The organism is Comamonas sp. Y33R10-2 (genome assembly GCF_019355935.1).
GTDB lineage: Bacteria > Pseudomonadota > Gammaproteobacteria > Burkholderiales > Burkholderiaceae_C > Comamonas.
In genome coordinates, this window is the sequence record NZ_CP079925.1 from 111,265 (window position 1) to 123,717 (window position 12,453).

The following is a 12,453-nucleotide window of genomic DNA, read 5'->3' on the forward strand; positions in this document are numbered from 1 at the left end:
GACGCATGATGAAAATGGATTTGAACAGCGACCTGGGCGAGAGCTTTGGCGCATGGACCATGGGCGACGATGCCGCCATGCTCGACATCGTCAGCAGCGCCAACGTGGCCTGCGGCTTTCACGCCGGTGATGCGGCAGGCATTCTGTCTACACTCAAGGCCGCCAAGGCGCGCAATGTGGTGGTTGGCGCGCATGTGGCTTACCGCGATCTGGCTGGTTTTGGTCGCCGTAACATGGATGTGGCCAGCAGCGACTTGGTGGCTGATGTGATCTACCAAATCGGCGCATTGCAAGGTTTGGCGCAGGCGGCGGGCACGACGGTCAAGTACGTCAAGCCCCACGGTGCGCTCTACAACACCATTGCGCAAGACAAGCGCCAAGCGACTGATGTGATCAATGCCATCAAGGCCATTGATTCGTCTCTGGTGCTGATGGCGCTGGCAGGCGCGCCCCTGATTGGCTGGGCACGTGATGCGGGCCTGACCGTGGTAGCCGAAGCCTTTGCCGACCGTGGCTACACGCCCCAAGGCGTACTGGTGTCACGCCGCGAGCCGGGTGCCGTGCTGCACGACGAAGCACTTATTGCCGAGCGCATGCTGCGCTTGGTGCGCGAAGGCGTGATTGAAGCCGTGGACGGCAGCATGGTGCGCGTGGAGGCTGACTCCATCTGCGTGCATGGCGACAGCCCCGGCGCAGTGGCCATTGCGCGCACGATTCGCCAGCGCTTTGAGCAGGAAGGCGTGCAGATCGCCTCCTTCGTGCCATGAGTCCAATGCGCTTTTTACCCGTCAATCGCCAGAGCATTCTAGTGGAGTTGGCCGACCTGCAACAGACGCTGGTGCTGCTGGGCGCGCTGCAGGCCAAGCCCATTGACGGCGTGCAGGAGTTAGTTCCTGCTGCGCGAACGATTTTGGTGCAGTTCGCCCCCCACATCATCAGCGCAGCGCAGCTAGTCAGCCGCATTGCAGCTTGCGATGTGAATGGCGAAGTGCAGCGCTCAGATGTGCTGGTGCAGATTCCCGTTCGCTACGACGGTGAAGACCTGGCTGAGGTGGCGCAGATTTTGGGTATCAGCCCTGAAGAAGTGGTGAGCCGCCACACTGGCAGCGAATGGTCGGTGGCCTTTACCGGCTTTGCGCCGGGCTTTGCCTATCTGAGTGGCGGTGACACCGTCTTTAACGTTCCGCGCCGTGCCACGCCACGCACCAAGGTGCCTGCGGGTGCTGTGGCGCTGGCAGGTGCATTCAGCGCCGTTTATCCACAGGCCAGTCCCGGCGGCTGGCAAATCATCGGCGTGACCGATGAAGCCATGTGGGACTTGTCACGCGATCTGCCAGCCCTGCTGCAACCCGGCTATCGCGTGCGCTTTGTTGATGTGGCTGCTATTGAAAACGAAGCTGCTAGTGCCTTCAATTCATCGAATACAGCTCAAAACAATGCTGAAATCAATATAGGTCAGACGCTGGCAGCTAGCAATATGCAAGTGCCTACAGATAATGCCCCAGCCCTGCAAGTGCGCGCTACGGGCCTGCTGACGCTGTTTCAAGATCTGGGTCGCCACGGTCAGGCGGGGCAGGGCGTATCGGCTTCCGGGGCCATGGATCAGGCGGCGCTCAAGACCGCGAACCGTCTGGTGGGCAATGCCAGCAATCTGCCTGCGCTGGAGACTGTGGGCGGCGGCCTGTCACTGCAAAGCCGTGGCGAGCAAGTCATCGCCATTGCGGGTGCAATCGCTCCCATCACCATCACCAATGCAGCGGGTCAAAGCTGGGCCATGCCTAGCTACGCGGCGCTGGCGCTGGCCGATGGCGACACCGTAACCATTGGCCAGCCCACCGCTGGTGCGCGCTGCTATGTGGCGGTGCGCGGTGGCTATCAGGTGCAGCCCGTGCTGGGCAGCGCTGCCACCGATACGCTGGCCCATGTCGGCCCACCTGCGTTGCTGTGTGGCCAGTGGCTGGGCGTGCAGCCAGCAGTGCATGCTGTGGTGGCTGATGCCGCTTTGCCTGTGCAAGCCTTGCCCGCTGCCGATGCTGAAGTGGTGCTTGATGTAGAACTGGGCCCCCGCACCGACTGGTTTACGCCCAAGGCCGTGGCCCTGCTGGCCAGTCAGCGCTGGCAGGTTACACCCCAGTCCAACCGCGTGGGCTTGCGCCTTGCGGGCGAGCAGGCCTTGACCCGTTCCATCACCAGCGAACTGCCGAGTGAAGGTACACCGCTGGGCGCCATTCAGGTGCCTGCCAGCGGCCAGCCCGTTTTGTTTCTGGCCGACCACCCACTGACTGGCGGCTACCCCGTCATCGGCTGTGTGGCTGCCCATCATCTGGATTTGGCGGGGCAGATTCCTGTCGGTGCCTGGATTCGTTTTAACCCTGTTCGTGCGTTTGCAGAGTTGACTCCTGCAGCAGCGGATTGAGGAAGTCGTATGAAAAAAGTGTTGAATGCCAACCGTGGCGAAAACAGCTGCGCAGCAGTTGTTTCACCAAATTGCCGTACCTGCGAAGCAGGCGGCGATCTCGCAACCCTGTCTTTCGCTTCCTGAGGTGGCAAAAATAATGCGCAAAATTCTGATTGCCAACCGCGGCGAGATCGCCGTCCGCATCGCCCGCGCCTGCGCCGACTATGGTGTGAAATCCGTCGCCGTCTATGCCAACGCTGATATCGACGCCCTGCATGTGCGCCGCGCTGATGAAGCCTATGGGCTCGATGGCGACAAGCCTGCGGAGACCTATCTCCACATCGAAAAACTGATTGCGATTGCCAAGCGCTCAGGTGCTGATGCGGTGCACCCCGGCTATGGTTTCCTGTCGGAAAGCGAAGCCTTTGCACGTGCCGTGCTCGATGCCGGTCTGATCTGGATTGGCCCCAAGCCCGACACCATTGCCAAGCTGGGCGACAAGGTGGAGGCCCGCAAGATTGCGCTCAAGGTGGGTGCGCCGCTAGTGGCAGGAACGGCTGACCCGGTCAGCAGCGCTGACGACGTGCTGGCCTTTGCTCAGCAGCATGGCCTGCCCATCATCATCAAGGCGGCGTTTGGCGGCGGCGGGCGCGGCATGAAGATTGCGTGGCGCATGGATGAGGTGGCCGAGCTGTATGAGTCCGCAGTGCGCGAAGCAGTGACTGCCTTTGGCCGTGGCGAATGCTTTGTGGAGCAATTCCTCGACAAGCCCCGCCATATTGAGGCGCAGGTCATTGCCGACACGCATGGCAACGTGGTGGTGCTGGGCACGCGCGACTGTTCGCTGCAGCGCCGCAACCAAAAACTGGTGGAAGAAGCACCCGCGCCCTTTATCAGCGATGCACAACGCGAGCGCATTCATAGCGCAGCAAAAGCGATCTGTGCGGAGGCCGGCTATGTCAGCGCCGGAACGGTGGAGTTCCTTTTGAGTGGCAATGGCGCCATCTCTTTCCTGGAGGTCAACACCCGTCTGCAAGTTGAGCACACGGTGACCGAGGAAACCACAGGCATTGATCTGGTGCAGGAGCAGCTGCGCGTGGCCGATGGCCTGCCGCTGTCTATCACGCAGACGCCTGCTGCGCGTGCGCACTCCATCGAGTTCCGCATCAATGCTGAAGATGTGGGGCGCGGTTTCCTGCCTACGCCGGGCTTGATCACTCGCTTTGCACCGCCTTCGGGTCCCGGCGTAAGACTCGATTCGGGCGTAGAGACGGGCTCCATCATTCCCGGTACTTTTGACTCCATGATGGCCAAACTCATCGTGACGGGTGCGACACGCGAGCAGGCGCTGGCCCGTGCCCGCCGCGCTCTGGCCGAGTTCCAGATTGAAGGCGTGGCATCGGTGCTGCCGTTCCACAAGGCCGTGCTCAATCAGCCTGACTTTGTGGGCGCGGATGGTTTCCATGTTCACACCCGCTGGATTGAAACCGAGTTTGCCGAACCACTGGCCGCTGCTGCGCGTGCCGAGCCTATGGCAGACACCAGCTTGCTGCGCACCGCCATCGAAATCGACGGTCGCCGTGTATCGCTGGGCCTGCCCGCTGTGCTGCTGAAAGGCCTGTCTGCACCCGCTGCAGTGGCTTCGCAAGCAGCGCAGCAAAGCGTGGACCCTGATGCCGTGGCTTCACCCATTGCCGGCAATCTTCATGCATGGAAAGTGGCTGATGGTGATGAAGTCAAAGAGGGCGATGTGATTGCCGTGATGGAAGCCATGAAGATGGAAATGCAGGTGTCTGCACATCGCTCGGGTCGTATCACCATGGCCGCGCAGGCGGGTGCGGCGCAAACGCTGGGAGCGGTGATTGCGCATATCCGCTGAGCGTCACCATATTCATGCAAAGCGCGACCTCTGTGTCGCGCTTTTTTATGGCTGGCGGCCCTTGGTGCAGCTCATGGCCATGGCAACCAAGGCATCCAGAAACTCTGCGGACTGTGCCTGCTCAGGGACATCCTGCACAGCGCTGTGAATGATCTCGCGCAGGCCTTTTCCCATCAGGTAGGCGGCCAGTGCGCGATGCTCTGTCTGGACCTCGCTGGCATGGATTTCCAGCAGCGGCAGCCAGGTGGTGTTGATGAATTCCTGAGGGCTGGACTGCGGGGCATGCCACTGACCCAGGTGCAGGGCTGTGCGGTAGCGCGCATGAAAGCCGCTGCTCAGGCTGTGCAGGCGCAACTCTACCCGGATCATGTTGGAAAAAACCTGGCACAGCACGGCCTGTAGCGGCAGGCCGTGCAATTGTTCGCGCATGCGGTAGAGCTGCTCGGACTCCTGATTGAGGAGGCGCTCATACACGGCCGCAATCATGGACTCCTTGTTGGGAAAGTACTGGTAGATCGAGCCAGAAGTGGCGCCTGATACCTCGGCGATCCGGTTCACGGTCAGCGCGTCTTCGCCTTCTTTTTCGAGAATGCGCAGGCAAGCTTCGGCCACTGCATCCACCATCGCTCTGGAGCGTGCCTGTACGGGCTGTTTGCGTGGCTGGGGCAGCAGGTCTTTGGGGTTATGCGCGGGTGTTGATTCCATGAAATGCAAGTCCTGTAGCGTTAGGGTGCTGTATGTCTTAGATTTTCTTTTTATATCAATGGCTTATGCGCCATTTTTCGGGGGCTGAATGCGAGTGGAAAAAGCGCTGTGCACTGCCTAGACTGGCTCTTCACACAAGACCAAAAAGGTAGAGGAGACCACCCAATCATGCCAAGCCCGTTAACGATTCGCCCACTGGGGCCTCGCATTGGTGCAGAAGCTTTGCAACTTGACCTGGCACAGCTGCAGTCTGCCCAGACTTTGCAGGCGCTTGAAGCTGCGCTGGTGCAGCACGAGGCGCTGGTGCTGCATGTGCCCGATATGACGCCCGCTCAGCACTTGAGCATTGCCCATCATTTTGGCGAAGCCGAGGTACACACGTTCTATCCCAATCTGGGTCAAGGGTATGAGCAGATCACGCTAATCGACTCCAAGCTCGGTGATCGCGCCGATATGTGGCACCACGATGAAAGCTTTTTGCCCAGCCCACCCATCGTCACCATGACCCATGCACAGATCTTGCCGCCAACGGGTGGTGATACCTGCTGGATCAGCATGACCAGTGCGTATGACGCGCTGTCTGATCGCATGAAGCAATACCTGGATGGGCTCAGCGCCTGGCATGACATGAATGCCCCCATGACGGCTGCGCTGCAGCACGGCGTGGTCACGCATGAGCGTTATGTGCAGGTGGTGGCGCAAAACCGCCGTCATCTTCATCCCATGGTGCGCGTGCATCCGGTCACGGGCCGCAAAGCGCTGTATGTCAGCCCCACCTATGTCACGCATATTGATGGTCTGCCGATCGCCGAAAGTCGCGCCATTCTGGCCTATCTGCATGCGCATTGCATGCAGGTGGAGTTTCTCTTCAAACACCGCTGGACGCTGGGCGATATGGTGATCTGGGACAACCGCAGCGTGATTCATAACGCCATCCTCGACTACAAGCCGCACCAGCGCCGCATGCACCGTGCATCAGTGTTTGCACGCCAGACCGAAGCCACAGTCCAACAAGATAATAAGGAGGCCGCATGCGCCACGACGGTTTGAATCAGGCCCTGCTGGCCCAGTACGCCCCACGCCCCGGCCGCAAGCCTTTGCTGCCAGCCTTGAACGAGCGCCAGCAGGTGGCACTGCTGTGCCGCGTGCTGTCGCGAGAGGGCTATAACGACCACATCGCAGGCCATGTCACTCTGCGGCTTGACGATGGCACTTACCTTGCCAATCCTTGGGAACTTACCTGGAGCGAGCTGACAGCCTCCGACATTCTGCGGCTCGATGCTCAAGGCAATGTGATTGAAGGCGAATGGAATATCACGCCCGCCATTCAGCTGCATATCGATGTGCACAACCAGCGCCACGATGTGGGGGTGGTGATTCACAATCACCCAGAGTGGGCTTCGGTCTGGTCGGCCACTGGCAAGGTGCCACCTGTTTATGACCAGACCTCGGCGCTGGTTGATACCGATCCTGTGGTCTATGACGAATACCGGGGCACGGTAGAGCAGCGTGAGCTGGGTAATGCGGCGGCCAATGCGCTGGGTCAGAACAAATGGGCGCTGCTGGCCAACCATGGTGCGCTGGTGGTGGGCAGCAGCGTGCGTCAAGCACACCTGCGTGCCATCACGCTGGAGTGGCGCTGCCGCCTGGCCTGGCGCGTGCAGGCGCTGGGCGGCGGCAATCCGCTGTCGCCCGAGGTCGTGCAGGCCACCGGCGGGCGCACCGATCTCAATGGCTTTCCCTTCCTGTGGGAGGCCATGTGCCGCGAGGAAATCCGCCGCGACCCCACGGTGCTTGGGTAAGACACCTCTTCACTTCCTGCCGCATCTTTGGCGGGAGGTGATGAACGCTTTTGTTTTTCTGAAAGCTGTTTCATGACTGACTCGGACTTGCGTCCTCATCTTTTGCTGGTCACGCCCGTCCCGCCCATGCGACGGGAGAGACTGAGCCAGAATTTTGTGCTGCACGACGATGTGGTGCTGGAGCCTGCACAGCGCGTGATGCTTGCCGCAAAGGTGCGGGCCATCCTCTGCAACGCGCAGTCGGTGGTGAGTCGATTGCAAATGCAGCAATGGCCTGCGCTTGAGATGATCTCCGTCATCGGTGTGGGGATGGACGGCATCGACCTGGAGGCCGCTGCGGCGCAAGACATCGCGGTACGCAATACGCCCGAGGTATCCACCGAAGATATTGCCGATCACACGCTGGCTTTGTTGCTAGAGGCCACACGGCAGATTGTGCAGGCGCATCAGTTTGTGCAGCAGGGGCGCTGGTTGCAGGGGCGTTATCCGCCCGGCATGCGTTTTTCAGGCCGACGCATGGGCATCGTTGGTCTGGGGCGCATCGGCAGTGCCGTGGCCAGACGGGCGCAGGCCTTTGACATGTCGATCGCTTACACAGGCAGAACGCCCAAACCGGAAATCAAATATCGCTGGTATGACAGTGTGAAAGGGCTGGCCGTGGCGGTGGACTTTCTGGTTGTCTGCGCCAGCGGAGGGGCGCAAACACAAGGCTTGATTGATGCCGCAGTGCTGCAGGCTCTTGGTCCGCAAGGTGTACTTGTCAATATTGGCCGAGGCTCGATAGTCGATGAGGGGGCCTTGGTGCAGGCGCTGCAAAGCCGAACGATTGCCGCAGCAGCACTTGATGTCTTTGCCAATGAGCCCGAAGTTCCGCCCGCTTTGAGAGAGTTGCCAAATATCGTGCTCACGCCGCACATGGCCAGCTCTACCCAGCAAGGTCTGCAAGCCATGCTGGAGCAGGCCGAGACGCATCTGCTTGAACACTTTGGTATGACTGAAGCAACAGGTTGAACAAGGTCAGGTTTCTGCCATGCCAATCAAGGTTTAAGTCAGGTGCTTGACCTTTACATGATGTCAATCCTTACAGTTGCATTCAAAGCGAATGGAGAGCGTGATGAATGCACTGGCCAAAAACGGCAATTTTGAGCTGACGGTGAAGGGAATGACTTGCGCATCCTGCGTAGGCCGGGTGGAACGTGTGCTCAAGAAAGTGCCGGGCGTGCAGGATGCGGTGGTCAATCTTGCGACGGAGAAAGCCAGCCTCACTGTGGCCGACCTCGCTCAGGCTGCAGTGGTGGTGCCGCAGGTGGTGGCCGCGCTTGAAAAGGCGGGCTACGCCGTGCCCACGCAAAACGTGGATTTACAGGTGGCAGGCATGACCTGTGCATCGTGCGTGGGCCGGGTTGAGCGTGCGCTGAAAAAAGTGCCCGGCGTGCAAACCGCCATTGTGAATCTGGCGACCGAGCGCGCCAGCGTGCAGTGGCAGGGCGGCGCCGATGTGAATGCGCTGATGGCGGCCATTGCCAAAGCAGGCTACGAAGCCCAGCCGGTGGCGCAGAACGCCGGTGCAACAGGCGAAGATGCCACGGCCCAGCGGCAAGCGGCAGAGCGTGAATCGCTCAAGCGTTCTCTGATACTCGCCACTGCGTTGGCGCTGCCTGTGTTCATTCTGGAAATGGGCGGCCACATGGTGCCCGCCTTTCACCACTGGATTGCACACACCGTTGGCACGCAGACCAGCTGGCTCATTCAGTTTGTGCTGACGGCGCTGGTGCTCATAGGCCCCGGCCGCCGCTTCTTTGAAAAAGGCGTTCCCGCCTTGCTGCGCGGCGCGCCCGATATGAATTCGCTGGTCGCAGTCGGCACCTCGGCGGCTTTTGCCTATTCAGTGGTGGCGACCTTCATGCCGCAGTGGCTGCCCGCAGGAACGGTGAATGTGTACTTTGAGGCCGCTGCCGTTATCGTCGCGCTGATTTTGCTGGGCCGCTTTCTGGAGGCGCGCGCCAAAGGAAATACTTCGCAAGCCATTCGCAGTCTGGTGCAGTTGCAGCCCAAGACCGCCCGCGTGCGCCGAGGTGGCCTGGTGCAGGAAATCGACATTGCTCAGGTGCATGCCGGTGATGTGATTGAGGTGCGCCCCGGTGAGCGCATTGCCGTTGATGGCGAGGTTATCGAAGGCCAGAGTTTTATCGATGAATCCATGATCAGCGGCGAGCCCGTGCCGGTCGAAAAAATGGCAGGTTCTGAAGTGGTGGGCGGCACCGTCAACCAAAACGGTGCGCTGGCTTTTAAGGCCACCAAAGTGGGTGCCGATACGCTGCTGGCGCAGATCATCCGCATGGTGGAGCAGGCGCAGGGCAGCAAGCTGCCGATTCAGGCGCTGGTGGACCAAATCACCATGTGGTTTGTGCCTGCCGTCATGGGCGCTGCGCTGCTCACATTTGTGGTGTGGATGATTTTTGGCCCATCGCCTGCCTTGAGCTTTGCCTTGGTCAATGCCGTGGCCGTGCTCATCATTGCCTGCCCTTGCGCCATGGGTTTGGCCACACCCACTTCCATCATGGTTGGCACCGGCCGAGCGGCGCAAATGGGTGTGCTGCTGCGCAAGGGTGAAGCGCTGCAGCAATTGAAAGACGCCAAGGTGGTGGCAGTGGACAAGACCGGCACCCTGACCAAGGGCCGCCCCGAGCTGACTGATCTGGTGCTGGCCGCAGGCTTTGAACGAAGCGCTGTGCTGGCTCAGGTGGCGGCGGTGGAGGACCGCAGCGAACATCCGATTGCCCGCGCCATTGTGGATGCGGCCAAGGCTGAGGGTCTGCAGATTCCGGCTATCAGCGATTTTGAATCCGTGACCGGCTTTGGCGTGCGGGCCGATGTCGAAGGCATCAAGGTAGAGATTGGTGCCGACCGCTTCATGCGCAAGCTGGGCCTGAATGTGGACGACTTTGCGGCGGAGTCGGGTCGTTTGGGAGATGAAGGCAAGACGCCGCTGTATGCCGCCATCAATGGCCAGCTAGCCGCCATGATTGCCGTGGCCGACCCGATCAAGGGCACGACCAAGCCTGCCATTGATGCACTGCATGCGCTGGGCCTGAAGGTGGTGATGATTACCGGCGACAACCGCCGCACTGGTGAAGCGATTGCGCGCCTACTGGGGATTGATGAAGTAGTGGCCGAGGTTTTGCCCGGCGGCAAGGTGGAAGCGGTGCAGCGCCTGAAGCAGGCGCACGGCACGCTGGCCTATGTGGGCGACGGCATCAATGATGCCCCGGCGTTGGCAGAAGCCGATGTGGGCATTGCCATTGGTACGGGTACCGATATCGCGATTGAGGCCGCTGATGTGGTGCTGATGTCGGGCGACCTGTCGGGCGTGCCCAATGCGATTGCGCTGTCTAAGGCCACGATGAAGAACATTAGCGAAAACCTGTTCTGGGCCTTTGCGTACAACGTGGCACTGATTCCGGTGGCGGCAGGCCTGATGTATCCATTCAACGGCACATTGCTGTCACCGGTGTTTGCGGCGGGGGCCATGGCGCTGTCTAGCGTGTTTGTGCTGACGAATGCGCTGCGCCTCAAGCGTTTCAAGGCACCGCTGTGAATGGCTTGAGCGATAGCCACTGGCTTGGCCCTGCTTTACGGGGCTGAGTCAAAATGTAAGAAGGCACTCTGTGAAAGGCGTGCCTTTTTCTTTGTCGTTTTGCACTTTATGTTGTTTGATTTTTCTCGTTTATGGTGGCCGCGTTTTTGCGCAGCTCTTGGCTTGCTGCTATGTCTTGGCTGGGGCGGTGCTGTGCATGCGCAAGATCAAGAGAGGATGGCTGAAACGAGTGCCAAACAGTGTGCGCCGCAGCTATTGGGAAGCTGGGGTGCGAAAGAAGCCATAGAAGGCCTGCGCCCAGCCGAAGGATGGGAGCCGCTGGAGATTCCTCACATTACCTCCAGCAACTGGCCGCTGTGGCAAGGCCCGGTCTGGTACCGGCTGGATTGGCAGCTGAACTGCTCACCGGGTCCTGATGCCAACGCGCCGCATCTGGGCTTGGCTATTTCCGGCATCCGCATGGCGGGCACGGTGTACTGGAACGATGAGTTGCTGTGGAGCGATCGTTCGCTGGTCGAGCCCTATTCGCGCAGCTGGAACATGCCACGATGGTGGCCGGTGTCCACGCAAGGCCGTGGTGATGTGCAGACCGTATGGGTGCGCGTGGTGGGCGCGCAGGCAAAGTTTCATGGCCTGGGCTATGTGCAACTGGGCGATATGGCCAGCATTCAGGAAACCTATGACTCGCGCTACTGGCGCCAGCGCACCAGCTATACGTTGACGGCGGGCCTGTCCATCACCCTTGCCTGCGTTGCGCTGATGGTGTGGCTGTGGCAGCGCAGCGAGAAGATTTATTTGTGGATGGGGTTGATGCAGGTCTGCTGGACTTTGTACCTCAGCGTCGTCCTCAGCACCCAGCCTTGGCCATGGCTTAGCAGCGATACCCTCAGTCTGCTGAATCTGGTCAGTTTCATGCTTTATGCGCACTGCTTTTTGACCTTCATCCTGCGCTTTTACCGCCAGCGGTGGGTCAGGTCAGAGCGGGTGCTGTGGGGCGCTCTTGCTGTCTGGGTTGCACTGCTACTGCCGGGTGAAAATGCGCTGCTGGATATCAATGGGTTTTCTTTGATCTGGGGCGTGGCGGTGTTCTGTACTGCCTGCCTGTATGGCATCTATCGGGGCTTGCGATCCCGTGAACCGCAGCATCTGCTGCTGGCCGCTGCCTGTGCTGTGATGATTGTGGTGGCCTTGCATGACATCGTGGTGGCCCTGCGCGGCTGGGACAACGACCAGACCTGGTCTTACTTCAGCTGGCCGCTCAATATTGTGGTGCTGGCCGCGTTGCTGGGCTGGCAGGTGGCCAGCCATATGCGCCGCGTGGTTCGCTTCAATATCGAACTCAAAGATCATGTGGCCCATGCCCGTGCTGAGCTGGCGCAGGTGCTGGCGCAGCAGCATGCCAAAGATCTGCAAAGCGCCAAGCTGCAAGAGCGCGTGCAACTGGCCCATGACCTGCACGACGGGCTGGGCGGTAGTCTGGTGCGATCTATGGCACTGGTGGAGCAGGCGCCGCATCAGCTGTCGAACGACCGCGTGATGTCTTTGCTCAAAACTTTGCGTGACGATTTGCGGCAGGTGATTGACTCGGGCTCCAGCAACGGCGTGACGGTGCCTGAAACCCCTAAGCGCTGGATTGCACCGCTGCGCCACCGTTTTACGCACATTCTGGATGAGCTGAACATGCAGGCGCAGTGGCAGGTCGATGATCTGTGGCGCGCCACACCCACGGCCTTGCAATGTCTGGGCATGCTGCGTTTTCTGGAAGAGGCATTTGCCAACATCATCAAACACTCACGCGCGCAGCACGTGCAGGTGGTCTGCACCCAGCCTGATGCGCAGACATGGATTTTGAGCGTGCAAGACGATGGCGTGGGGTTTGACTGGGATGCCGTGCAGCAAGCCGGCATGAGTGTGGGTATGCGCAGCATGCAGGCCCGCATTGCGCGCATTGGCGGCACAGTGCAAGTGCAGTCGCAACCCGGTTGCACGCTGCTGACGGCACGCATCACCATCAAAGCCTCGCCGTTGGTGAGTTCTTGATGAACTATTAATTTGTGAGCGGTATGTCTTT

Annotated in this window: 9 protein-coding genes; 8 read left to right on the plus strand and 1 reads right to left on the minus strand. The window is 60.2% G+C overall.

The features are described 5' to 3' along the window. Nucleotides 1-8: 8 nt before the first annotated feature. The 3 genes from KUF54_RS00425 to KUF54_RS00435 all read left to right on the plus strand — a co-directional run bounded on the left by KUF54_RS00425 (nucleotide 9) and on the right by KUF54_RS00435 (nucleotide 4,277). Nucleotides 9-767: a LamB/YcsF family protein gene (locus KUF54_RS00425; RefSeq protein WP_219344232.1), complete on the plus strand. Its 759-nt coding sequence runs from the start codon at nucleotides 9-11 to the stop codon at nucleotides 765-767. A gap of 5 nt (nucleotides 768-772) precedes the next feature. Beyond that, nucleotides 773-2,416: an urea amidolyase family protein gene (locus tag KUF54_RS00430; protein ID WP_219346207.1), complete on the plus strand. Its 1,644-nt coding sequence runs from the start codon at nucleotides 773-775 to the stop codon at nucleotides 2,414-2,416. A 139-nt stretch (nucleotides 2,417-2,555) separates the two neighbouring features. Next, a complete protein-coding gene (locus tag KUF54_RS00435; RefSeq protein WP_219344234.1) occupies nucleotides 2,556-4,277 on the plus strand; it encodes a biotin carboxylase N-terminal domain-containing protein in 1,722 nt (573 codons plus the stop codon). Nucleotides 4,278-4,322: 45 nt separating this feature from the next. On the opposite strand, the gene KUF54_RS00440 is transcribed toward KUF54_RS00435, so the two are convergent. Further along, nucleotides 4,323-4,982: a TetR/AcrR family transcriptional regulator gene (locus KUF54_RS00440; RefSeq protein WP_219344236.1), complete on the minus strand. Its 660-nt coding sequence runs from the start codon at nucleotides 4,980-4,982 to the stop codon at nucleotides 4,323-4,325. A gap of 168 nt (nucleotides 4,983-5,150) precedes the next feature. On the opposite strand from KUF54_RS00440, the gene KUF54_RS00445 reads away from it, so the two are divergent. From KUF54_RS00445 to KUF54_RS00465, 5 genes are all read left to right on the plus strand, one after another. Next, nucleotides 5,151-6,032: a TauD/TfdA family dioxygenase gene (locus KUF54_RS00445; RefSeq protein ID WP_219344238.1), complete on the plus strand. Its 882-nt coding sequence runs from the start codon at nucleotides 5,151-5,153 to the stop codon at nucleotides 6,030-6,032. Next, the gene (locus tag KUF54_RS00450; protein WP_219344240.1) at nucleotides 6,014-6,784 is read left to right on the plus strand and encodes a class II aldolase/adducin family protein; all 771 of its coding nucleotides are present in this window, start codon (nucleotides 6,014-6,016) and stop codon (nucleotides 6,782-6,784) included. The genes KUF54_RS00445 and KUF54_RS00450 overlap by 19 nt, the downstream gene beginning before the upstream one ends. Nucleotides 6,785-6,856: 72 nt before the next feature. After that, nucleotides 6,857-7,795, plus strand: coding sequence for a 2-hydroxyacid dehydrogenase (locus KUF54_RS00455; RefSeq protein WP_219344242.1), 939 nt, complete (start codon nucleotides 6,857-6,859; stop codon nucleotides 7,793-7,795). 103 nt (nucleotides 7,796-7,898) lie between these two features. Next, nucleotides 7,899-10,382 (plus strand): heavy metal translocating P-type ATPase, encoded by a 2,484-nt coding sequence (locus KUF54_RS00460; RefSeq protein ID WP_219344244.1) that lies wholly within the window; start codon nucleotides 7,899-7,901, stop codon nucleotides 10,380-10,382. Nucleotides 10,383-10,598: 216 nt separating this feature from the next. Beyond that, nucleotides 10,599-12,422 carry a 7TM diverse intracellular signaling domain-containing protein gene (locus KUF54_RS00465; protein ID WP_255576198.1) on the plus strand — a complete coding sequence of 608 codons (1,824 nt, stop codon included), beginning with the start codon at nucleotides 10,599-10,601 and terminating at the stop codon, nucleotides 12,420-12,422. The last annotated feature ends 31 nt before the right edge of the window (nucleotides 12,423-12,453 follow it).

Excerpts from the sequence above, each read along its gene's own strand:
- KUF54_RS00435 (WP_219344234.1), top strand. The coding sequence starts at position 2,556 with ATGCGCAAAATTCTGATTGCCAACCGCGGCGAGATCGCCGTCCGCATC.
- KUF54_RS00440 (WP_219344236.1), bottom strand. The coding sequence starts at position 4,982 with ATGGAATCAACACCCGCGCATAACCCCAAAGACCTGCTGCCCCAGCCA.
- KUF54_RS00460 (WP_219344244.1), top strand. The coding sequence starts at position 7,899 with ATGAATGCACTGGCCAAAAACGGCAATTTTGAGCTGACGGTGAAGGGA.
- KUF54_RS00450 (WP_219344240.1), top strand. The coding sequence starts at position 6,014 with ATGCGCCACGACGGTTTGAATCAGGCCCTGCTGGCCCAGTACGCCCCA.
- KUF54_RS00425 (WP_219344232.1), top strand. The coding sequence starts at position 9 with ATGAAAATGGATTTGAACAGCGACCTGGGCGAGAGCTTTGGCGCATGG.
- KUF54_RS00455 (WP_219344242.1), top strand. The coding sequence starts at position 6,857 with ATGACTGACTCGGACTTGCGTCCTCATCTTTTGCTGGTCACGCCCGTC.
- KUF54_RS00465 (WP_255576198.1), top strand. The coding sequence starts at position 10,599 with ATGGCTGAAACGAGTGCCAAACAGTGTGCGCCGCAGCTATTGGGAAGC.
- KUF54_RS00445 (WP_219344238.1), top strand. The coding sequence starts at position 5,151 with ATGCCAAGCCCGTTAACGATTCGCCCACTGGGGCCTCGCATTGGTGCA.
- KUF54_RS00430 (WP_219346207.1), top strand. The coding sequence starts at position 773 with ATGCGCTTTTTACCCGTCAATCGCCAGAGCATTCTAGTGGAGTTGGCC.